This is a genomic window from Nostoc sphaeroides, assembly GCF_003443655.1.
GTDB lineage: Bacteria > Cyanobacteriota > Cyanobacteriia > Cyanobacteriales > Nostocaceae > Nostoc > Nostoc sphaeroides.
Window position 1 is genome coordinate 5,352,534 of record NZ_CP031941.1, and the last position, 22,755, is coordinate 5,375,288.

The following is a 22,755-nucleotide window of genomic DNA, read 5'->3' on the forward strand; positions in this document are numbered from 1 at the left end:
TCTCGTGCAATACATCTCTAAATAAATATTTTTACCTTTAGCATAAATAAATTTACTTGCTCTAAGACCCTTTTAGCACCTTAATATTTCAGAATCTTTCTCGGACTGCAAGAACTGCAAAGAGTAAGAACTGCCTATAAAGGTCAACACTCAACAGTCATTCTGACTTTAAGTTCAATTGTTTAAATTTTTAGTTTTCAAAACAAAAGGACGAACTCATGGCAAATTCAGTTTTCAACTTATCTAACCTCAACGGCACAAATGGGTTTGCCATCAACGGCATCAATCCAGATGACCGTTCAGGCAACTCTATTAGCAGTGCGGGAGACATCAACGGCGACGGTCTAGACGACCTGATTATCGGGGCAGATGCTGCCGACGGCAACGGCAGATCTTCAGGGCAAAGCTACGTGGTGTTTGGCAGCAAGGAAAGTTTTGCTGCCCAATTCTACCTCTCCACCCTCAACGGCAGGTCGGGCTTTGCCATCAACGGCATCAATCAATATGACCGTTCAGGCAACTCTGTCAGCAGTGCTGGAGACATCAACGGCGACGGTCTAGACGACCTGATTATCGGGGCAAATGGCGCCTCCCCCAACGGCATAACTTCAGGGCAAAGCTACGTGGTGTTTGGCAGCAAGGAAAGTTTTGCTGCCCAATTCAACCTCTCCACCCTCAACGGCACTAATGGTTTCACCATCAACGGCATCAATCAATATGACTCCTTAGGTAACTCTGTTAGCAGCGCCGGAGACATCAACGGCGACGGTCTAGACGACCTGATTATCGGGGCACCCTTTGCCTCCCCCAACGGTACCAATTCAGGGCAAAGCTACGTGGTGTTTGGCAGTAAGGAAAGTTTTGCTGCCCAATTCAACCTCTCCACCCTCAACGGCACTAATGGTTTCACCATCAACGGCATCAATGAAGATGACTCCTTAGGCAACTCTGTTAGCAGTGCCGGAGACATCAACGGCGACGGTATTGACGACCTGATTATTGGGGCACCCGTTGCCGACGGCAACGGCGACAATTCAGGGCAAAGCTACGTGGTGTTTGGCAGCAAGGAGGGTTTTGATTCCAGCTTCAACCTCTCCACCCTCAACGGCACTAATGGTTTCACCATCAACGGTATCAATCAATATGACTCCTTAGGCAACTCTGTTAGCAGTGCCGGAGACATCAACGGCGACGGTATTGACGACCTGATTATTGGGGCACCCTTTGCCGACGGCAACGGCGACAATTCAGGGCAAAGCTACGTGGTGTTTGGCAGCAAGGAGGGTTTTGATTCCAGCTTCAACCTCTCCACCCTCAACGGCACTAATGGTTTCACCATCAACGGCTTCAATAAAGGTGACGGCTTCTTCAGCAGTTTTGTCAGCAGTGCCGGAGACATCAACGGCGACGGCATTGATGACCTGATTATAGCGGCACCTTTTGCCGACCCCAACGGTACCAATTCAGGGCAAAGCTACGTGGTGTTTGGCAGCAAGGAGGGTTTTGGTGCCCAACTGAACCTCTCCACCCTCAACGGCACAAATGGCTTTGCCATCAACGGTATCAATTCAGATGACCGTTCAGGCTACTCTCTTGGCAGTGCCGGAGATATCAACGGCGACGGTATTGACGACCTGATTATCGGGACACCCTTTGCCGACCCCAACGACATCATCTCAGGGCAAACCTATGTGGTGTTTGGCAACCGCGCCCCCGTTCTCGACCTCAACGGCAACTCAGAGGGTATTGATTTTAGCACCACCTTTAGCGGCACTCCCGTCTCCATCATCGATAGCAACTTCACCTTGGGGGACAACGACACTACCCTAGCTGGTGCCACCATCACCATTACCAATCTCTTGAATGGCGCAGCCGAAAGTCTCAATGCCACTGCCATCGGCAACATCACCGCTACCTACAACTCCACCACAGGCACTCTCACTCTTAGCGGCACGGATACCATTGCCAATTATCGACAAGTCCTCAGCAGCGTTACGTACAACAGTACAGCTACCACTGTTAACACCACAATTGAGTTTGTCGTTGATGACGGGCAAGATTTGAGTAACACCAGTGCAGTGGCAACCACCACTTTGGGTTTTGTCCAGAAATTGATCACGGGCACGCCTGATGCAGATATCCTCGTCGGCACATTTAACAACAACATCATCGAGGGCAAAGCTGGTAACGACACGCTCACTGGTAATGGTGGTCGAGACAAATTCATCTTCTCAACAGGCGATGGCATCGACACCATAACCGACTTTGGCGGTGTAGGTATTGGTTCAAATCCATCAGAGGCGGTAATTGCTGTTGATACTTTAAATCCATCAGCGGCGGTAATTGCTGTTGATACTTTAAATCCATCAGTGGCGGTAACTGCTGCTGATACTTTAAATCCATCAGTGGCGGTAATTGCTGAAGTTGATACCTTGGATTTTACTAGATTAGGATTGACTGCTAAAAATCTGCAATTAAATCAAAATGGCAACAATCTAGAAGTCACTTTTGAAGATACAAGCAATACCAAAATTATTTTAGAAAACTTCCTGTTAGAAAACTTGAATAATTTACCAGCATCTGATACCAGCCCAGGTATTGGCAATATCCTGTTTGATAACCAGAGGGGCATTGTTGACAGTTTTGATGTCTTCGATGCTAACTCCACTCAAACTGAGTTATTTAACCCGAACACCGTTACATTCCTCAATGACCTTGACAATAACATTACGGGTTTTAAAGGCTCCAGCGATGTGATTAATGGTCAGGGAGGTGATGACATCATCTCCGGCAATAGTGGCAATGATTTGCTGCGGGGTGGAACTGGTAATGATACACTTATCGGTGGTGCTGGCGATGATACTCTGGTCGGCGGTGCTGGCAATGACTTACTCATAGGTGGTGAGGGTGTTGACAGATTCATTTACAACACCAGTGCTACTTTTAACAGCGCTGATGTTGGTCTAGATAGTATTAGTGGGTTCTACGGTGGATTTTTTGCAGCCACTACACAAAGTGACAAGATTGTACTAGATAAGACTACCTTTAATACAATTACTTCTGTTCCGGGAATAGGTTTTAGTAACGAGAGTGATTTTGAAATCACTTCTTCTGCGGGGACTAGCGCGGCGAAAATTGTCTACGATCCTGTGAGTGGGCAGTTGTTCTACAACGAAAATGGCAGCACAGCTGGTTTCGGCAGTGGTGGTCTATTTGTGACTTTAACTGGTGCGCCAATTCTCAAGGCATCTGATTTTATTATCCAAGCCTAGTTCGCTTGGAACAGCAAACTTCGAGTTCCAAACAGCAAACTTTGAGAAGTAGTTTCAGAGAGTTTTTGCGTAATATCATGTCCGCATAATTAGTTATGCTTACCACAGTCATTACACCCCACCCGCAACCCCTCCCCAAGAATAAGGGGAGGGGAGACAAAGCTACGCTTTGGCTCTTTGGGGTGATTCGGGTTTAATAAGCAATCAAGCGGACATGATATAACCCAATACCGTTGAGTTAAGCCCAAAATCCTCTGTAGAGACGCGAAATTTCGCGTCTCTACAGCACAAGTTTGGCAACGATAATACCCAAGCTTTGCAGTTGCGATCGCTACGCCCCCCCCGCAGTCATCGCAATTAGGATAAAGTTTTTTTTATCCAGAGTTAACTAAAATTTACTAAATAATATTTCTCACTATCTGTATATTAAGTAGAGTTACCTAAATTTTTTACTGTAGTTGTACCATGAACATTCGTAAAACCTTCTCTACCGCCGTATTTGCTTCCCTCCTGATGCCAGCAATTCTCAATTCAGGGGCAGCCACTGCTTCAGAAAACAAGTGTTTGCCCGAATCTGGTGCTTACATTATTAGCCTTCAGTCAGCTTCGGGTTTTGTTGCACGGGGGGTAATCAGCTTCGAGGAGCACGGTACCCTGGCTGTGACCAGTTCTAATGAGGGTGGTAGCACGAATTTTGCACCCTTTACCAGTCAACTAGGAACCTGGAAATGCGTCGGTAATCAGATTACTGCCAGAACGATCGATTTTACCCTGCCTCTCAACGGTCAGAATAAACAGATTGGGCGAATTGATTACAAAGCAACCGTGACGGGTAAAAACATAATTCAGGGAACCCTGGAAGGGCGATTCTTTCCCCTTAATGCCAATCCCCAGGCTTCTGACCCCTCACCAGCGTTCACTAATACATTTAGCGGTGAATTGATCAAACCCAGTCTCTAGTTCTTCTCTCAATCAATCTGCGCCAAAAATCGCGGACAATTCAAGTAATTTTGAGATCCCCCTTAGAGGATGTTTTAAAAAGGTCTTTTGCTCTGGTAGTTAGCAGAGCAAAGTATCTCAGTACATGGCTAAAACCTTGATTTATCGTCGAAGTTAACCCAACTGAGAACAGCAAAATTATACCTTCTGGGACTTTTAAAACATCCTCTTAGTCCCCCTTAAAAGGGGGGAAATAAGGCATTTTGAGCCTCCCCTTTTTTAGGCTTTCAAGAGTAGGTTTTTTGGAATCTCGAAAATAGTTGAGAAAATTTTCAACTATTTAACTAGAAAAAATAGAGATGATTCTGGGCATATAGCAGTTCCACAGTTAATCGTATGATCAATTTTGCACAGGACTACTAGCCTTCAATTTAGGATAGGCAATGCGTTTGTGATGAAATTGTTGCCAAACATCTACAAATATCTGGGCAATTTGTGACATTTCTTCTCGTGTTAATCCTGAGTCTACGAGTTGATTGTCTTGCCATTTGGTACGCAGAATATTATTTAACATTGTTAAAGCTTGTTCAGTCGAAACATCTTTAAGCGATCGCTTCCCTCCCAAAGGTTTAGCCGATGCTTCGAGCGATCGCAGCGCCGCTTCACAAGAATCTGCTAACATGACAATTCCGGTTTCCCGTGATTGGGGAATCGGCCCATCGTAGCGAAAATCTGCGTCGTCTACTGTTAAACTTGGATCTGACTGCGCCATTTGCTGGGCTTGATGATGGAAATAGGCAATTAGCATCGTTCCCTGATGCTCTGGAATAAAAGCTTGAATTGCTGTCGGTAAAAGGTGTTTACGCGCCATCACCAACCCTTCAGTTACGTGCTTTTTAATAATTTCTGCACTCTTCCAAGGATCTTTAATCTCTGTATCATGTTTATTCGGCCCCCCCATTTGATTTTCTATAAATCCAAGGGGGTCGTGCATTTTGCCAATATCGTGATATAATGTACCAGCCCTGACTAGTTCAACATTGCATCCTAGTTGTTTGGCAGCAGCTTCAGCAAGGGTAGCCACAAGTAACGTATGTTGAAAAGTTCCGGGAGTCTCTGTAGCAAGTCGTTTTAATAAAGGGCGGTTGGGGTTCGCTAACTCCGCTAAACGGATGGGAGTAACTAAATCAAAAACTTTTTCTAGATAAGGACTCAACCCTAAAGCGACAACACTCCAGCCTAAACCGGATAAAGCAAACAATCCGGCTTCTCGGAGGACAATATACCAAGTTGAACCAAATGCTTGACCAATTAAGATTTTAACAACTAGATAAATGCCGCCCTGAGTTAAAGCGATCGCCACACCCAATAATGCTAATTCCTCACGCGATCGCAATCGTTGCGCTATGTAACTACCTAATATTCCTCCCCCGACACCAGCTAAAAGCGCAGCCTTGCTGATATCCAAACTAATAGCTAATATCGGCAACAGCAGAAGGGCAACTGTCAAGCCCAAAATGTGGCCGTAGAAGCTTCCCAACAATAAACCAAAAGCACTCCAAGTGGTATAAGGCAATCCCATCGTTACCAACCCTGGCACACTCAGAGTTAGCAGTAACACCAACAAGCGATCGCGTTGTCGCAATTCGTAATCAATATGCCGTTCTACCCAGACAAAAATGCCAATGGCGATCGCAATAACGCCTGCTAACTTCACCAACTCGTGCCATTTTACCTCCCGGCGAACCAGGTGATAATGCTCCAGCACCTTAAAGTTCCATGCAGTAATCTGCGCTCCTTTTCTGACAATCACCTCACCATCCCGTACCTTCACCATCACAGGTGGCACACCAGCAGCAGCCTTTTGAGCGTTTTCTCTTGTTTGTTCTTCATCTTTTTGCAGATTCGGCTTGAGTACAGCTAACAACAGGTTCTTTGCCAAAGATTCGGCGGATTCTGGTACAAAGGTCTGCAATTGTAAACTCACCGCATCCTGTAAAATATTTTTTGGCAGTCCTTGTGGGATGCCTTGGGTGAGAATCCGCTCTGCACTCTGGTGGATTCCCATTTGTGTTGTTTCCCAATCCTCATCTGACAAATCCAAAAGTAGGGATTCTTCGTATACTGCTTCTGGGGTAACAGTCTCTAACTGTAAAAGTTTGGCATTAGCTTGGGTGTATCTTTGGCGGGCTTGGGAAATTTGGGCAATCACTAAAGACAAGTTTTTCTCAGAAGGTGTGACGCCGTAAGATTCTAGTTCTGCTACTGCTTGAGTAAAATCAGTGTTTTGAGAAAAATCGACAGGCTTTGTCTTCTGTGGCGTTGGCGCCTGATTGGGTGCGGATGAGGCGACGGTTCGTCCTGTTGGTTTCTTGTGCTGAATTTTAGTATTTTCTACAGCTACTAGCAGTGCTTGCCATTCCGAGTCAGCACAAGAGCGGAGGTAGCGCTGGGTAGAGATGGACAAAATTATAGGATCAAAAAAAGGAAAAGCTCCAGCAACGGCGCGAATTTCATTGCCATCATCTAGAAGTTTTTGCAAATTTTCCTTGATTTGTTCGTTCATTCGCCCATCAACCATCAACACTTGTAAGGATGCTTGACTAACGGCTTGGCGCTGTGATTCGGTTTTTTTCTGATCTTCGATGCTAGCTGTGTAAGGCGCTGTAATCGTCTGCGGCGCGGGATTTCCGATTTGGATTTGAGTCTGGTTATATAATTTATGTCCAATAACACCAGTGAGAGACACTAAAGCGATCGCTAAAATTACCAACGAACGCTGTTCATGCACCCAATTTAAACAGACTGCATAAATAGTACTCTTAGTTTTGACCGATTTTGTTTTTGAGTTGAGCGCTCTTTCTTGTTTTCGGCGCTCGCTTTTATCGTTGGTTTTTGATAAAAATAGAATTATATTCTTAAGCACAGTCCTTAGAAGTTCCCTTCTCTGGGTTTTGCTTTTGGGACTTCTCATTAACTTTCCCTTACGGCGTAGTCCTTTGTACTGTCGCCGCCAGTTAGTCAATTGCTGGGTTAAGAACTGCAAAAATTGCTTGATTTTCATTATTTCTGCCTGCAATTGCTGACTTTGATGGCTCAAAATAGACAATCATCAGGGAAGTTTGCTCTGCGGGGGCTGCAATTAGTACTCTGTCAATTCAACTTTTTCTCTTCTTTCCTTCTTCCTTCTCTTCTCTACGAGAGGCTGCGCGATCGCGTACTTCGCATCTTTGTCGTTCCTTTCTTTACCCTTCAAACTTCGCTTGACAAACTACTAGTAGTCTGTCCCATTAGTTATAAAGGGTTTGTAGTGAGCGATTTATCACTCAAATCAAGGACTAAAGTCCTTACTACGAACTTTTATTTATAACCTTTAAGAATTAATGAGACAGACCACTAGGGTGGCAAAGCCCAATTAAAGTTTGATCAGTCCGAAGGTTTGCTGAAAAATTCTAGTATATAAGTTTTTTAGTTCTTGGCTAAATTAGTAGTCTTCACACCGTTGTTCGGCGAAAATAGGATTAACGCGACCGAATAACACGAGGGGCTGCGTAAACTGAAAGCAAAGCCACCTCACATCCCTCCTCTGTTAACTCCCTTGGATTTAAGGCAATATCATACACTCCTGACCACACCGCCACAAATGCATCAATTAATTTTAACATTTGGGAAAAGCTAGTTAGTCCCCATATTGGAGAATTCCTTTGCAAGAGCAAGACTTGCCAATTTACAGGAATTGAGCCTATACCGTTATATGCTCCTGATAAAGCACCAGTAATTGCACCTGTAGCCTGTAAGCTTAAAGGCGTAGCATCTTGCACTTTAGAATTGCTATTGTAAGTAGCCCGCAAAACTGCCAGACGAAAGTCTTCCAAGGTACTCAAAAAGCAGTAAAATGCCATAGCTATAATGTTACTGAGTTGTTCTTCTCTAGCAAACTCAGCTTGCGCCCTTGACAATCCCGCCCCTTGCTCTAATAAATTCTGAACTGTTAATAATTTTTTTGGTATTGATGTCGGTGTTTCTTGGAGAAAAGAAATTGTTTGTGGGATGAGGGTTAAAGGGTTGAGTTTTTCAGTTAAAGCAAGAGCGATCGCATATCCTACTGCTAGTGTTCCATCCCTTACTATTGGGTCATCCTCCCAGATTTTTAGGACATGCAGCAAGTTATGTCGAAGCTTAATTGGATTTTCGTGAAAAAAAAGTGCTATTGGTACTGTCGCAAGAATTATTTTTATCGATATGTCATCAGTTGCTGCTAAATCAAGAGATTCTTGTTGCTGACGCCCTATCCAATCATCTAAATCTAATCTACCCAACGCAATCAAACTCTGAGTACCCAGAACCGCCATTCTGCCAAAATCTGGGTAACTCTGAAACTGTATTTTACCACGAGAAGTTAAACTTTCCCCCAGAAATGCTCCGAGTAAAGTACCTTTAAAGCGACTTATAGGAGAGTAACGCATAAAGTATGTAGTTAAAAGTGAGGAGTGAGGAGTGAGGAGTTAATGAAATATTGCTAATTCCTAACTTTACTACCAACTACCAATTCCTAACTCTTGTACAGACGCGATTAATCGCGTCTCTCTTGTACGATTAATCGCGCCTCTCTTGTACGATTAATCGCGCCTCTCTTGTACGATTAATCGCGTCTCTCTTGTACGATTAATCGCGCCTCTCTTAAATGATTCACCAAAGCTTGTAAGCCCAACAAGTAACTTTGTCCGCCAAAACCACTTATTTGCCCGATCGCTACTGGGGCGATATATGAATGATGGCGAAAATCTTCCCGACGGTAAATATTACTCAGATGTACTTCTACAGTGGGCAAGTTAACAGCCGCGATCGCATCTCGCAATGCCACACTTGTGTGGGTATATGCCCCTGCATTAATCAAAATCCCGTGATGTTGTCCTAATGCGGCATGAATAGTATCTACCAAAATTCCTTCATGATTTGACTGCACAGAAAAAACTTTCGCCTGTAACTTGAATCCCTCTTCATCTAACAGGCGGTTAATTTCAGCTAGAGTCAGCGCACCATAAATTCCTGGTTCTCGCTGTCCTAGCAAATTTAAGTTTGGCCCATGCAGTGCCAGAATGCTTAAGGGTTGCAACGTCGAGTTCAGCACTTTGAGATTAGTGGCGACGACGCGAGCGATCGTTTACAGGAATCGGAATCAGTTCCGGTTCCGGTTCTGCCTCTGGCCCTAACAGGCTCTCAATTAGCCTCCGTGCTAATTCCTTAACCTTTTCCAGCACCTTTTCTATATAGTCCATGAACTGACGGCTCCTGAGATACTACCTCAATTTTTGATTAACAGGTACGCAGAAATTGGCATATTTTCGCACCTCTGGCTTCCAACCGGGCTGATACACAATCCCGTGTTTGGGACATAAGCCACTTCTAAAATTTGGCGTTGTGTTTTCCCTTACTTTTTAGAGTATCACACTTGCACCTACTGAACTGCATCCTATCAAGGATGGATATCAAGGGTCAAGAGTTAGGGATCGGACTTTGGACTCTTGATTAGGAATTTTAGATTTTAGATTTTGGATTTTAGATTTATTTCGCTTACGAGGGGCAGGGCATAAACCCCAAAATTCTTTTAATCCAAAATCTTTCGACTGAGCAAAGTCGAAGTCCAAAATCCTTCGACTGAGCGAAGTCGAAGTCCAAAATTAGCTGACTTGCAATTAACCTTCTGTGCCCTTTTTTTTCGTAGAGGTTGTTGACTTAGCAGTTGACTTAGATTTGGTACTCGTTGATTTAGTCGTTTTGCGAGTCGATTTCGCTGTTGATGCTTTAGCTGACAACAAGTTCAGCGCCTCAGCCAAGGTGACATTTTCTACCGTTTGACCTTCTGGGATACTCACATTAGTTTTGCCATGCTTAATGTAAGGGCCATAGGGGCCATCGTAGATGTTAATTGTTTCTTCATCATCTGGATGTGTACCCAATTCGCGTAAAGCTGCCTTGGACTTACTGTTTGTAGAACTGCGTCCTTTTTTGGGTTCAGACAATAATTCCAATGCACGTTCTAAGGTAATTGTCAATACATTGTCAGCAGCTTTTAGAGAACGGTAGTCTTTCCCCTCCTTACCTTGGTCATGAACCACATAAGGGCCAAAGCGCCCCAAACTTGCTTGGATTTTGCCGCCAGTGACTGGGTGAACTCCTAATGTTCGGGGTAGTGCCAACAGACCAACAGCCATTTCCAGGGTAACGGTTTCGGGGGTGACACCTTTAAGTAGGGAGGCTTGTTTCGGTTTGGGGTTTTCGTCGGTTTTATCACCCAATTGGACATAAGGCCCATAAGCCCCAATTTTCACATAAATCGGTTCGCCAGTTTCGGGATGCCGACCTACCTGATCGGGGCCTGTGATTTTTTGTCGCAGCAATACTTCTACCTGTTTAGGGTCGAGGTCGGCTGGTGTCAAGTCTTTGGGAATTGAGGCGGTAATAACCCCCTCACCATTTTCGACCTCAATGTAGGGGCCATATTTCCCAATGCGGACTTTGGCATCTAGATTCTCCAGTTCTACAGTCCTAGCTTTGGTGGCATCAATTTGACTTTCCCGTTCTTTTACCAGGGTTTCCAGCCCTTTCTCTCCCAGATAGAATTGCTGCAAGTAGGGTAGCCATTTTGCTTCACCTGTGGCAATGTCATCAAGGGTTTGCTCCATCTTCGAGGTGAAACTGGGATCAACGATGTCTGGGAAATGTTTTTCCAGTAAGTCGGTGACGGCGAAAGCGGTGAAGGTAGGAATAAGAGCGTTACTCACCAAATGGGCATAACCCTTGTCGATGATCGTGCCAATGATGCTGGCGTAGGTACTGGGACGACCGATACCTTCGCTTTCTAAAGTTTTTACTAAAGTTGCTTCGGTGTACCTAGCTGGCGGTTGGGTTTCGTGCCCAACTGCTTCTAGCTCTGTACAATTCGGATGATCTCCTACTTTCAGATTCGGCAAAATCACTTCTTGGTCTTCTAGTGCTGCTTCTGGGTCGTCTGAACCTTCGACGTAGGCGCGTAAGTATCCGGGAAATTCAATCCGTTTGCCAGAAGAACGGAATCCAGCATCCTCGACTTGCAATTGCACGGTAATTTGAGTTTGGCGAGAATCAGCCATTTGACAAGCAACAGTCCGCTTCCAAATCAAATCGTAGACAGCAAGTTCTCGACCGCCCAAAGCAGTTTCTTGGGGAGTGCGGAAGGTGCTACCTGCTGGACGAATTGCTTCGTGCGCCTCTTGTGCGCCTTTGGATTTGGTGGTGTATTGCCGGGGTTGGGGACTGAGGTATTGTTGACCGTAAAGCTTTTCTACACAACTCCGAGCAGCTGCGATCGCTTGATCTGACAAATGTACCGAATCTGTCCGCATATAGGTAATATACCCCTGCTCGTACAAATTCTGGGCAACCCGCATTGTGTCACGGGCTGAGAGGCGTAATTTCCGGTTAGATTCTTGTTGCAACGTCGAAGTGGTGAACGGTGGCGACGGTTTGCGCGTCACTGGGCGTTCCTCCATATCGGTAACACTCCAGGTTTTCCCAGTTAGGCGTTCCTTAAGCGCTACAGCTTGGTCTTCGTTTAGTAACAAGACATTGCGACCTGCGGTAATTTGTCCGGTCGTTGCGTCAAAATCGCTGCCGTTAGCGATTTTGGTTCCTGCCAATGTTACCAACTGGGCACCAAAGGGGGTTTTTTCCTTTGACAAACTAGCTTTCAAATCCCAGTATGTACCCTCATGGAAAGCGCGACGTTGGCGTTCCCTAGTGACTAAAAGCCGCACAGCTACAGATTGCACTCGTCCAGCAGATAATCCCCAGGCGATTTTTTTCCATAGCAAGGGAGACAGGGTATAACCCACCAGTCGATCTAAAATCCGCCGCGTTTCTTGGGCGCGAACCAACTGCTCATCAATATTGCGGCAGTTCTTCAGAGCTTTTTTGATCGCTTCTTGGGTGATTTCGTGAAACACCATCCGCTTAGTCGGAACTTTCGGCTTCAGTAATTGGTATAAATGCCAACTAATACTTTCACCTTCCCGGTCTTCGTCCGTTGCCAGAATCAGTTCATCTACATCCTTGAGGGCTTCTTTAAGCTGGGTGACAATTTTCTTTTTGTCTTTCGGGACAACATATACCGGTTCAAAGTCGGCGTCCACATTTACCCCTAGCTGCGCCCATGATTCCCCTTTGACGGCAGCAGGAATTTCACTAGCCGACTGGGGTAGGTCACGTACATGACCCATAGACGCCTCCACCCGATAGCCTGCTGGCAGGTAGTTGCGAATGGTACGAGCTTTGGTTGGAGATTCGACAATGACGAGAGTTGACATGGAAATTTCAATAAAAAGAAGAGCTACTAAGCTAAACAGTCAAATTGAGTTAATTTTTGCAAATTGTCAAGATAAAAGGTCACGCTTAGGACAGTGATTTAATCCTCACATAAACTGCCTGCTTGGGAGAAAATCTGCTGAACTTATGGCCCAGTCTGTCCCAGAGGTTAGGGGAGGGAAACGCTGGGTGTGAATTTCCAGCTATTTCAATCTTTAACTTATCTAACGCATAATTGGCGACTACAGTTTTCAAAATATCATTGGGCATGGGGAATGGGGAGTGGGGAGTGGGGAGTGGGGGATGAGGGAGATGAGGGAGTGAGGGAGTGAGGGAGTGAGGAACAAATGACAAATGACAAATGACAAATGCCCAATACTTCGACTTCGCTCAGTACAAGTGCCCAATGCCCAATTTTTAAGAGCTTGTGCCAAGATTAAACTAAACTTGAGAGCAAAAGCGAAGTGGGGTTTGTACCCATGCCAGGAAAGCAAAACTATGAAACCGATTCGCCAAGGTGATGTAATCTTACTGCCTGTGCAGCAAATTGAAGGACAAAAAATACCTCACTTAACTTTGGCAGAAGGCGAAGTTACAGGGCATAAGCATCGCATTACTGAGGGGAACGCAGAATTATACGAAAAAGATAGCACACTCTATTTGCGTGTGTTTTCAGAGTTGGCATTGCTTGCCCATGAGGAGCATAAAGCTATTTCTATTCCCCAAGGTGACTGGATGGTGAAAATTCAACGGGAATACGAGCCTGAAGGTTGGCGTTATGTCGCTGATTGAAAAGTTAACGCCTGAGCAAGAGGCTTTGATTCCAGTTTATCGCCAAAAGTGGAGAGCGATCGCGCTTTCAACTGAGCGGATTGATCGTGAAAAAGCGGCGGAAGCGGTAAAAGCTGCCTATATTGCAATTGACTTTGGCTATGAAAAGCCTGAAATCTTTTTTCAGGATAGTCCTTACGCAGCTTGCAACTGGATGCTAAAACGATTGTCACCAGAATTTCTAGAGAGTTACCTCAATGAACCGAATAGTTTAGGGGGCTTATTTTCGGCTCATTTTTCTCACGAACTTTCGAGTATACTCAATCAGCAGTTGGGAAGCCAACAATTAGACAACTGTTTTTATCGTGTGGCAGATGATCCTTTAAATCATGAAATATATAACAACTTAAGTGAAAAATTTAGCATTGAGCTAAACGAGCAAAGAGAGGATTTTTCGTGGTGGATTAAAATTCAACTTAATGATTGCTTTAAACCTGAAAGCCACGTTAATTGGATGACTGGGTTTGATTACTGTATCTCTGTTTTGAACATTGTTCATCCTCAACAGGAATGGAAAATATTTCAATCTTTAATTCAAGAATGTGGTTGGTTGTTTGCGTATGATGACATTTGTATTATCTGCGATCGCCCCCTTCACCTGCGCTTCGACAATGAAAACCGCCTCCACGCTGAAGGCGAACCCGCCATTGAATTTATTGATGGATATAGCTTGTACTCATACCACGGTGTAACCTTACCTGAAAAATACGGTAAAATCCACCCGCAGCAATGGCAAGCTCAATGGCTTTTGACAGAGGAAAACGCCGAACTACGGCGAGTACTAATTCAGGGTATCGGTTACGCCAGAATTTGCCAAGAATTGCAAGCTATTGAATTAGATACTTGGCAAGAATACACGTTATTAAAAATTGATGCTGATGTTGATCAAGAACCAATTTATTTATTAAAAATGACTTGCCCTAGCACAGGATTTATTCACGCCTTGCGAGTTCCACCAAATATGAATTCAGCGCGTGAAGCAATTAGCTGGGTAAATTGGGGTGTAGATCCAGAAGAATTTGCTGTGCAAACCTGAGTTTATCAAGCCCAGCATTTTTACTGGGTTTTATTTTTGAGACTATACACAAAATATAGTGCTTCTCGTTTGAATGCAATACATTTTTTTGACCAATTATTCCTTGATGGTACAGAGCAACTAAATTTATTTATGGATAGATAAATTTTAAACAATGCAGGGTTCAGAGCAAGCGGATAAATCCGGGGGCTTTAATTGCGAATTGCGAATTGCGAATTGCGAATTGTGCTGACCTCACTTCCATTGCTCTCTCCTTTTAGGCTACGGTGTACACACAAGTCTGAAATAGCTGATTAACCAGCCTTTTACCCCACCCTAACCCTCCCCGATGTATTGGCTATGGTGTACACACAAGTCAGATCCAGTTTTACCCCAATACGCTTGGGATAAGCCAGAAAGCCCTCATGTAGAGACGCGATTTATCGCGTCTAAAAAACTGGCACGTTACACAGACGCGATAAATCGCCGTCTCTACAGAGAATATACTCGTCAATTATTCCTTGACAGACTACTATTTCCGACTTTTGTGTACACCGTAGCCTTGTAAAGGGGAGGGAACTAGATTTCTTTTCCCCCCAATACATCGGGGGGATTAAGGGGGGTAATTCGACTTGTGTGTACACCGTAGCCTTCCCTAGTAGGGAAGGGGCTGGGGGTTAGGTCTGTATTTCACGCAATTGAGAACCGCTATAAAAGACGCAAATTTAACTTTTGCGTCTTCTTTAGAGATTTTGAAAATTAGAAACTGAATGTGGTTCTCAGTGTGCCAATAACAACATCATCGTTGTTATTGTTATGATCTGGGGATGTTAACCAGATGACTCCTGGGGTAATAGTGATATTGTCACTCAGCTTATACTGGTAGAACCCCTCAAGATGATAGGATGTATCAGGATCGCTATTCAATCCTGCGATGTTAGAGCTTGTTACTTTCGGCTCTACACCAGCGATGATACCTGCTAAGTTACCTTCTCTACCAAGGTCGGGAAAGCCGAGAGTAACGGCATAGTTCCAAATATCAATGTCTCCACGGTTTCCTCTCAAGCTTTGGCTGTTGGTGTATCCAGCCCAACCACCCAAGACAATGTTTTTAGTAATGCCGATGGATGCTTGGACACCGTAAGAATTACTGGAAAATGCTACTTCCTCTTGCGGTAAAGCCTGGATAGTTGCTATATTCTGAAATGTTGCTGCATTGCTACCAGTAAGTAGTGGCTGATTGTAGGAATTAATGTAAGTTAAACCAATAGTAATGCGATCGCTTGGTTTAACCGTCAACTGTGCCAACGCTCCATAACTACCATTGAACAAACCATTATTGGGATTAGGGTCATTAGCTGCACCACTCAAATACCCTAAACTCAGTGCCAATTTATCACTGAACTCGTGCGTTACTCCCAACCCCGCGCCGCCTATCTGATAATAAATTGGGTTGCGTGTACCAAAGGTAGATAAAGCACCAAAAGCGCCATCCCCGTCAAAGAGATTAACAGTACTGGTAAGGTCATCTGCTGCACCTGCGTTGGCGATCGCGACAACCTCTGTTTTTTCGCCCAAGGGAAATCTGTAGAACAGTGCATCTATAGAAGCATTGGTGGTACCGTCACCAGCAAAAAACAAGTTACCCTCTGGGGTGTTAATGTTAGGACTAACAATATTATTAGCCTGGATTCTGGTAAACAGCGTATCTTTTCCTGTGAAGCTGGTCACAAGTTCTATCCGCGCTCGTACCCCTAAAGTTGTATTCTTGTCTGTAATTTCCTCAGTGTTGACTGTATTTCCTGACAAAACATCGCTAACGACTGCAACCACTTGTCCTTGTAGTTTGGTTGTGGTTGAGAACTGATTCGCCTCCAATTCAGCACTTTTAGCTTCTACTGCATCTACACGACCTCGGAGTGTCGCTAGTTCTGCTGAAAAATCTTCTTGCAGCTTTTGTAATGTTGCTAAATCTTGTTTGTTAATTAAATCGCCAGTAGCTGTAGCAATTAGTTCGTTAACCCGATCGAGACAAGCATTCAAACCAGCCGCAAATTCATATCGCGTTAATGCCCGATTACCGCGATAAGTGCTATTTGGGTATCCTGCAATACAACCATAGCGTTCAACTAAGGACTGCAATGCTTGAAATGCCCAGTCAGTGGGTTGTACATCAGAAAATTGAGACACGGAGGTAACTTGCGCCATTGGCTGAACTGGCGCGATGTTCGTAGCTTTTGCGTCTGGATTAGCTAAAACTTGCGGTTGATTGATTTCAGACTTACCCGATGTTTCACCTGCAAATGTAGCAGTATTAAAAAATAGCATGACACCGCAGACTGCTGGACTAACTAGCAGATATTTCCAGAATTTTTGCATTTCTCTCCTCACACTGATATCCAACTCACACCCAAACCACGTTTTTTAAACGTGTATTCTATGAGAATATTTCTCAGCAATCTTATCAGAATTAAGCAACCTTTTTAAGAAACAAAGTCAAGAAATCCTAATTATTCAAGGAAAACTAAATTACAGAGGGTTGTACCGTCTGAAAAAGTTTTGTTGTTACTCATTACACAGCAAACCCAGAATGATATTATGTGTCTCAAATGAGAATGAGAATTATTATAATCTAAAATATAGTATACGTCTCATTGTCAATAGAAATTGTGACAGAGACAAAGCAAGCATCCGTTTTGAGGGGAAAATACCGTGATGATGAATTACAGAGGACTTAGAAGAGGTAGACAAAGAAGCGACATCTTGCCCATAATTGCTTTGCTGATGTTGTTAATAACTGCTGGCTGTAGTCAATCGAATCCGAATCAGGGAACAACTTCCGAACAGTCGCCGCAAGCACAGGAAGCTGCTTCTACCCCATCGGTGCAGTCGGGAAAAACTAAAGTAGTGACAACATTTTTACCGATATATTTGTTTACTAAGGCAGTAGCTGGGAATGTGGCAGATGTAGAAATTTTAGTGCCACCTGGTACGGAGGTGCATGAATACCAAGCGACACCACAAAATGTCAAGGCGATCGCTACTGCAAATGTGTTAGTAAAAAATGGTTTAGGTTTGGAGCAGTTTCTGGAAAATACTGTCAAAAATGCCCAAAATAACAAATTAACTGAAATTAATGCAAGTATTGGTATTAAACCCTTAAATGAAATTTCACCCGTTGTAAAAACAGAGAGAGAGGAAGAAGACCACGACCATGAACACGCTCAAGGTAACCCTCACGTTTGGTTAGATCCAGTTTTGGCAAAACAGCAGGTAACTAATATTCGGGATGGATTAATTGCTGCTGACCCGGCGAATAAAGCTACTTATGAGGCGAATGCTGCGGCTTATATTAAAGAATTAGAAAGTTTAAACGGCGAATTTCAACAGACTTTGCAGAAAACTCCTAGTTGCACCTTTGTTACCTTTCATGATGCGTTTCCATATTTAGCTCAACGTTATAAGCTCAAGCAAGTTGCTGTGGTACAAATTCCCGAAGACCAACTTTCACCAACAGATGTGCAAAATGCAGTAAATGCTGTGAAAAAGTACAATGTTAAAGCTTTATTTAGCGAACCAGGAGTAGATAACAAACTTCTATCCAGCCTTTCCAAAGATTTAAAATTAACTTTGCGTCCTCTGGATTCTCTAGAAACTGGCGAAACAGATCCACAGCATTATTTCAAGGCTATGAAAGCTAACTTGCAAACTCTGCAAACGGCGTGTAAATGAGTTAGGAGTTAGGAGTTAGGAGTTAGGAGTTAGGAGTTAAAAATCCTGATTTATCAACCATCATTTTTTAAATAATGAATAAAGACATTGCTATTTTGAAAGTAGAAGGATTAACTGTCTATCAAGGCAGCTATCTAGCTGTTCGAGATGTTTCTTTTGAATTATTGCCAGGAACAGATACAGCTATCGTCGGCCCTAATGGTGCTGGTAAAAGTACTCTGGTAAAAGCGGTTTTAGATTTGATACCTCGAAGTTCTGGTACGATTCAAATATTCGGTCGTCCAATTGCAAGACTGGGGCGTTTACGTCACTTGTTGGGCTATATGCCGCAAAACTTCATTTTTGACCGCAGCTTTCCTATTTCTGTCAGCGAGTTAGTAGGACTTGGATGGGACAAGGAAGCGAAAAAAGGCGATTTATTTTTCTCTCGGCTGTGGAGACAAGACCGAGAAAAATCGGCAGCCGTAGGAGAAGCTTTACGGCGAACCGATGCTTATCATTTACAGCATCAAGCTATTGGTACTCTTAGCGGTGGTCAACTCAAGCGGGTTTTATTGGCTTATTGTTTAGTAATGCCTCGCCAACTCTTGGTACTTGATGAAGCCTTTGCTGGTGTTGATGTGCAAGGTGCAGCAGATTTTTACGCTTTGCTAAATGAATTAAAGCGGCAGGAGGGTTGGACGGTATTACAAGTTTCTCATGATATTGATATGGTAAATCGCCATTGCGATCGCGTGCTTTGCCTGAATCAAAGCATTGTTTGTACTGGTAAACCGGAAATTGCCCTTTCACCGCAAAACCTGTTAGCAACCTACGGCCCAAGTTTTAGCCGTTACCAGCACCAACATTAGAATAATTCGTAATTCGTAATTAAAGAATGAAAGATGCCAGTAATTATAGATTTCTGCAATGATTGCCAGATAGCAAGGCTAGCGATCGCCAGTAGTAATGACTTGGTAGAATTGTTAACATTCCCCTTTATGCAGCGTGCGATCGTCGGTGCTGTGTTAATGGGTATACTTGGCGGGCTGTTAGGCAGTTTTGTCACCTTGCGCCAGTTATCTTTTTTCAGCCACGCGGTTGGTCATGCAGCATTAGTAGGTGTGGCGTTAGGTGTGCTGCTACAAATAAATCCGACTTGGATGCTGTTACCTTTCACGTTGGTTTTTGGGGTTATTGTCCTCTACTTTATTGACAAAACCGACTTAGGTAGCGATAGCGTTCTTAGCATAGTGCTATCTGGGGCATTAGCGATCGGTGTGATTCTCACTAGCCTAATTAAAGGATATCGTGGCAACTTGATGGCTGTGCTGTTCGGCGATATTCTAGCGATCGATACCACAGATTTGATTTTGACGCTGCTAGTACTTCTGGGAGGCAGCATATTTTTATTATCAACCCTGCGGCAGCAAATTTTATTGACTCTTAACCCCGATGTAGCGCAAGTTCAAGGTATTCCCGTCCAGTTGTACCGCTATGTGTTTGTGGTCTTGCTTTCACTCGCTGTTGCTGTAGCGATTAAAGCTGTCGGCGTTTTACTGGTGAACGCCTTTTTGGTGATTCCCGCCTCTACCGCCAAACTGATGAGTCATCACTTTAGCCGCTTTCTAGTCATGTCAGTGATAGTTGGTTTCATTAGCAGCATTGCTGGCATCATTGTGTCAGGTATTTTCAACTTTGCTTCTGGCCCAAGTATTGTTCTTGTTCAATTTCTGCTATTTGTAGCCGTTTTCATCTGGTTTAAGTTGAATTTGAAAGCCGCATAAATCTTTTTTCTCCAAGGGCTTGCTATTTTATTGAATCTTTGCTACATTTATTAATCGTGGCTCACAAAAGCCCCAGCCGGGATAGCTCAGTTGGTAGAGCAGAGGACTGAAAATCCTCGTGTCACCGGTTCAAGTCCGGTTCCTGGCATAACATTAAAACCTCTGAAAGCCTTAGCCTTCAGGGGTTTATTGTTTATCAAAAAACTCTATTTCAGTGCTTGTTATTGGTGTAAAAATGGTCGTTTTAGGCCATGTTGACTATTTTTGGCTAATCTATACTGAGAAAGTTGGAATAAATCAGAACGCACTGATTAAAAAACAAAAAGACCAGCCTCCCACAGCCGGTCTATAAAATGTTTGTTTTTTTGCGTTGTCTTCTCAAGAGAGTTAAAACCCAATTGCGCGTTCCCAAAATGCAACGGGCAACTTTTCTTAACAATATTGTAACAGTCAACACAGATTTTTCGTGAAACTTCATCAAAAAAAGATATGAACAAAGCTTAAAAGCTTCTATCCATCAGGATAATTCAGTAAATCGCAGGGTAGAAAAAGAAGGGAGTAGAGGAGCAGGGGAAGAATTCTTAATTTTTGACAAATGACTAAGGGAACTCCAAAAAATAAATTATTCCACATTCAAGTCGTTGACTGTTGACTGTTGACTGTTGACTGTTGACTGTTGACTGAAAACTCGTGAACCGTCAACGGTCAACGGTGAACAATAGCAATGGAATATTTTTTTACTTGGAAGTCCCTAATGACTAATGACTAATGACTAATGACTATTTGTGGTTTTCCCCAGAGGATGCTCTCTTGCTTGTAAATTGCAATTCCCGGTTTTGCTCCTTTGGGTTTGTAGACGTGTTTTAGCTGAGTGTAAACTACTGGCACTTGCTCACTCTGACGGGCGCGACTGTAGTAGGCGGCAAGATTAGCTACAAATTGTAAATCAGCTTCTTCTGCAACAGCACCGGGTTCTAGACGCAGTAGTACATGGCTCCCTGGAATTTCTTGAGCGTGGAACCAGATGTCATAATCGCCAGCTACACGAAAGGTCAATTGGTCATTTTGGCGATTGTTGCGACCGATTAATACTTCAAAGCCGTTGGGAGTAAGGTAACGATGAAAGTTGGTGCTGGGGGGTTCATTGGCACTGCGGCTGCGATATTCTGGATCTTCTAAATACTTTTGTCCAATCAACTCTTCGCGGATTTCTTCTAAAGCTCGCAAATCTTCTGCTGTTTGGTAGGTGTCTATTTGGCCGATCGCAGCTTCTACTTGTTCTAAATACTCAATTTCTGTCTGCACTTCTAACAGTAGCGGTTCCACGGCAGCACGAGCGCGTTTGAGCTTTTGGTGCTGTTTGTAAAGACTTTGGGCATTTTGGACAGCATTTTTATCTGGCAACAGAGCGATCGCTACTGGCAAATTTGTATCAAAATCAGCAAGGATAATTTCTTTCATCCCCGGTTCCCAGTTTTGCAAATGAGCCATCAATAAATCAGCTTTTTGCCGATAGTCATTAGCTTGATCTGATTGCTGCAAGCGCGTCTTAAAGGTTTGAGCCTTATTCCGTAATTTCGCCAGAATATTATTCAATTTCTGGCTCAACTGATGGCGCAATTGAGAAAATAATTGTTGGTCAATTTGGTTACTGTAGTAGCGGTTGAGTAACTCTTGGATATCTTTTACCTTTTCAACTACACCCCAACCCATGACGGTGTAGCCATCTTTTGTCCAAGCGGGTTGAAATTTGCTCGAATCCAAGGCTTGTAGCCATTCTTGCCAACGCTCAAACAGCCGTCGCCAGTCGTCGGGGTTGAGAGTATCGGTGGATGCTTCTGGTGCGATATTTGCTTCTAACAGCATTAACTCTAGTAGTGCTGCACTCAAGCCACTATAACTTTTGAGCAATTGCCGCTTGATTGCTCCTGGCACTAAACTTACCCGTTCTTGCCAACGTTCTTGGGATTCGTTCAAACTGGGGACTGTTCCAGTCAGTTTTGGCGGTGTTTCGTAAGGTTGTCCGGTTTGGATGGGACGGACACTAGATTGTTGCTGACTAACTTGATGGGCAGCAGTGATAATTATATTGTTGGCATCGGTGAGAATGACGTTGCTATACTTGCCCATGATTTCTGCATAGACATGATATAGGGCGCTTTCTCCAGGACGACGGGCAAATTGCAAATCAATAACCCGCTCCCAAGGGGCGATCGCTTCAATAGCTACCAGTGCTAAACCACTCAATTGGTGTATCAGTTGTTGGCTAAAGGTAAAGGTATCTGGCGATCGCGGTGGTGGATCGCCGATGCAAATATGTGCAGCTTGAGGATGCCAAGAAATTTGTAGCCAATCTCGCTGTTTCAGGGTGCGTAATGCCATCGCAATAGTGTAGCGATCGCGCTGGTAAACCTGTTCTAAGCGTGATGGTAGCCAGTTAGCGCGGATTTCGCTACAAGCAGCTGTGAGAGTGGTAAAGTCAACTGGTTGCAAAGCGATTAATTGTTAACATTCAAATGGTAGCGATCGCTATGCTTTTATCTTCGTTTAGTCAAAGCATAGCAGACCTCAACTATCATAGCGGTTACTTGGTTTGGTGATAGCTAACGCAGAAATCTATATATTCAGACAGACTCTCAGCACTTAGATAATAGCTTACCCTTTTTATACATTTTTTAGTATCAAGTTTTGTCAGCTAAGGGACTTGCAAAAAATAAATTATCCCAAATTATTTATAGATTTGTAGGGGCGCAAGGCCTTGCATACGTGTCAACTTAACGTAAAAACCATGTCCCGCAAGGAACTGAAGTTCCTTGGCTAATAGCTGAAGTCTTCTATTGATGACTAAATAATCCGA

General features: G+C 43.8%; 15 protein-coding genes and 1 tRNA gene. 9 read left to right on the forward strand and 7 right to left on the reverse strand.

The genetic code is table 11. The annotated features are described in order from the left end of the window. Nucleotides 1-218: 218 nt before the first annotated feature. Both D1367_RS23825 and D1367_RS23830 read left to right on the forward strand, forming a co-directional pair. Nucleotides 219-3,272 (forward strand): beta strand repeat-containing protein, encoded by a 3,054-nt coding sequence (locus D1367_RS23825; RefSeq protein WP_118168717.1) that lies wholly within the window; start codon nt 219-221, stop codon nt 3,270-3,272. 465 nt (nt 3,273-3,737) lie between these two features. After that, nucleotides 3,738-4,232, forward strand: a complete 495-nt coding sequence (locus tag D1367_RS23830; protein WP_118168719.1) for a hypothetical protein — start codon at nt 3,738-3,740, stop codon at nt 4,230-4,232. A gap of 379 nt (nt 4,233-4,611) precedes the next feature. On the opposite strand, the gene D1367_RS23835 is transcribed toward D1367_RS23830, so the two are convergent. From D1367_RS23835 to topA, 5 genes are all read right to left on the reverse strand, one after another. After that, entirely contained in the window at nt 4,612-7,275 is a 2,664-nt protein-coding gene (locus D1367_RS23835; protein WP_118168721.1) for an HD family phosphohydrolase, read from the reverse strand. 457 nt (nt 7,276-7,732) lie between these two features. Further along, nucleotides 7,733-8,677, reverse strand: a complete 945-nt coding sequence (locus D1367_RS23840) for an ADP-ribosylglycohydrolase family protein (protein ID WP_118168723.1) — start codon at nt 8,675-8,677, stop codon at nt 7,733-7,735. A 176-nt stretch (nt 8,678-8,853) separates the two neighbouring features. Continuing rightward, entirely contained in the window at nt 8,854-9,342 is a 489-nt protein-coding gene (gene aroQ, locus D1367_RS23845) for a type II 3-dehydroquinate dehydratase (RefSeq protein ID WP_228674757.1), read from the reverse strand. 7 nt (nt 9,343-9,349) lie between these two features. Next, nucleotides 9,350-9,490: a hypothetical protein gene (locus D1367_RS31235; protein ID WP_167407621.1), complete on the reverse strand. Its 141-nt coding sequence runs from the start codon at nt 9,488-9,490 to the stop codon at nt 9,350-9,352. A gap of 417 nt (nt 9,491-9,907) precedes the next feature. Next, nucleotides 9,908-12,556, reverse strand: coding sequence for a type I DNA topoisomerase (gene topA / locus D1367_RS23850; protein ID WP_118168727.1), 2,649 nt, complete (start codon nt 12,554-12,556; stop codon nt 9,908-9,910). A gap of 352 nt (nt 12,557-12,908) precedes the next feature. Here topA and D1367_RS23855 point away from each other — a divergent pair, with 352 nt between their 5' ends. The 3 genes from D1367_RS23855 to D1367_RS30200 all read left to right on the forward strand — a co-directional run bounded on the left by D1367_RS23855 (nt 12,909) and on the right by D1367_RS30200 (nt 14,968). Continuing rightward, the gene (locus tag D1367_RS23855; RefSeq protein WP_228674756.1) at nt 12,909-13,346 is read left to right on the forward strand and encodes a hypothetical protein; all 438 of its coding nucleotides are present in this window, start codon (nt 12,909-12,911) and stop codon (nt 13,344-13,346) included. Next, nucleotides 13,333-14,421 carry a DUF6745 domain-containing protein gene (locus D1367_RS23860; protein WP_118168729.1) on the forward strand — a complete coding sequence of 363 codons (1,089 nt, stop codon included), beginning with the start codon at nt 13,333-13,335 and terminating at the stop codon, nt 14,419-14,421. Before D1367_RS23855 ends, D1367_RS23860 begins: the two co-directional genes overlap by 14 nt. Before the next feature lie 328 nt (nt 14,422-14,749). After that, nucleotides 14,750-14,968, forward strand: a complete 219-nt coding sequence (locus tag D1367_RS30200) for a hypothetical protein (RefSeq protein WP_147337393.1) — start codon at nt 14,750-14,752, stop codon at nt 14,966-14,968. A gap of 191 nt (nt 14,969-15,159) precedes the next feature. Here the strand turns inward: D1367_RS30200 and D1367_RS23865 are convergent, their stop codons facing one another. Continuing rightward, nucleotides 15,160-16,779, reverse strand: a complete 1,620-nt coding sequence (locus tag D1367_RS23865; RefSeq protein ID WP_118168731.1) for an iron uptake porin — start codon at nt 16,777-16,779, stop codon at nt 15,160-15,162. A gap of 405 nt (nt 16,780-17,184) precedes the next feature. Between D1367_RS23865 and D1367_RS23870 the strand changes: the two genes are divergently transcribed. The 4 genes from D1367_RS23870 to D1367_RS23885 all read left to right on the forward strand — a co-directional run bounded on the left by D1367_RS23870 (nt 17,185) and on the right by D1367_RS23885 (nt 20,046). Then, the gene (locus tag D1367_RS23870) at nt 17,185-18,132 is read left to right on the forward strand and encodes a metal ABC transporter substrate-binding protein (protein WP_410477594.1); all 948 of its coding nucleotides are present in this window, start codon (nt 17,185-17,187) and stop codon (nt 18,130-18,132) included. Between the two features lie 74 nt (nt 18,133-18,206). Beyond that, entirely contained in the window at nt 18,207-18,983 is a 777-nt protein-coding gene (locus D1367_RS23875) for a metal ABC transporter ATP-binding protein (protein WP_118168735.1), read from the forward strand. A 33-nt stretch (nt 18,984-19,016) separates the two neighbouring features. Then, entirely contained in the window at nt 19,017-19,898 is an 882-nt protein-coding gene (locus D1367_RS23880) for a metal ABC transporter permease (RefSeq protein WP_118168737.1), read from the forward strand. Between the two features lie 75 nt (nt 19,899-19,973). Continuing rightward, nucleotides 19,974-20,046: transfer RNA gene (locus D1367_RS23885), tRNA-Phe, on the forward strand. Nucleotides 20,047-20,663: 617 nt separating this feature from the next. Here the strand turns inward: D1367_RS23885 and D1367_RS23890 are convergent. Continuing rightward, entirely contained in the window at nt 20,664-22,391 is a 1,728-nt protein-coding gene (locus D1367_RS23890) for an Rqc2 family fibronectin-binding protein (protein ID WP_118168739.1), read from the reverse strand. Between the last annotated feature and the right edge of the window lie 364 nt (nt 22,392-22,755).

What these genes read in the sequence shown, in the direction of transcription:
- D1367_RS23825 (WP_118168717.1), top strand. Translation starts at nt 219, where the DNA reads ATGGCAAATTCAGTTTTCAACTTATCTAACCTCAACGGCACAAATGGG.
- D1367_RS23830 (WP_118168719.1), top strand. Translation starts at nt 3,738, where the DNA reads ATGAACATTCGTAAAACCTTCTCTACCGCCGTATTTGCTTCCCTCCTG.
- D1367_RS23835 (WP_118168721.1), bottom strand. Translation starts at nt 7,275, where the DNA reads ATGAAAATCAAGCAATTTTTGCAGTTCTTAACCCAGCAATTGACTAAC.
- D1367_RS23840 (WP_118168723.1), bottom strand. Translation starts at nt 8,677, where the DNA reads ATGCGTTACTCTCCTATAAGTCGCTTTAAAGGTACTTTACTCGGAGCA.
- D1367_RS31235 (WP_167407621.1), bottom strand. Translation starts at nt 9,490, where the DNA reads ATGGACTATATAGAAAAGGTGCTGGAAAAGGTTAAGGAATTAGCACGG.
- topA (WP_118168727.1), bottom strand. Translation starts at nt 12,556, where the DNA reads ATGTCAACTCTCGTCATTGTCGAATCTCCAACCAAAGCTCGTACCATT.
- D1367_RS23855 (WP_228674756.1), top strand. Translation starts at nt 12,909, where the DNA reads ATGACAAATGACAAATGCCCAATACTTCGACTTCGCTCAGTACAAGTG.
- D1367_RS23860 (WP_118168729.1), top strand. Translation starts at nt 13,333, where the DNA reads ATGTCGCTGATTGAAAAGTTAACGCCTGAGCAAGAGGCTTTGATTCCA.
- D1367_RS30200 (WP_147337393.1), top strand. Translation starts at nt 14,750, where the DNA reads ATGTATTGGCTATGGTGTACACACAAGTCAGATCCAGTTTTACCCCAA.
- D1367_RS23865 (WP_118168731.1), bottom strand. Translation starts at nt 16,779, where the DNA reads ATGCAAAAATTCTGGAAATATCTGCTAGTTAGTCCAGCAGTCTGCGGT.
- D1367_RS23870 (WP_410477594.1), top strand. Translation starts at nt 17,185, where the DNA reads ATGTTGTTAATAACTGCTGGCTGTAGTCAATCGAATCCGAATCAGGGA.
- D1367_RS23875 (WP_118168735.1), top strand. Translation starts at nt 18,207, where the DNA reads ATGAATAAAGACATTGCTATTTTGAAAGTAGAAGGATTAACTGTCTAT.
- D1367_RS23880 (WP_118168737.1), top strand. Translation starts at nt 19,017, where the DNA reads ATGCCAGTAATTATAGATTTCTGCAATGATTGCCAGATAGCAAGGCTA.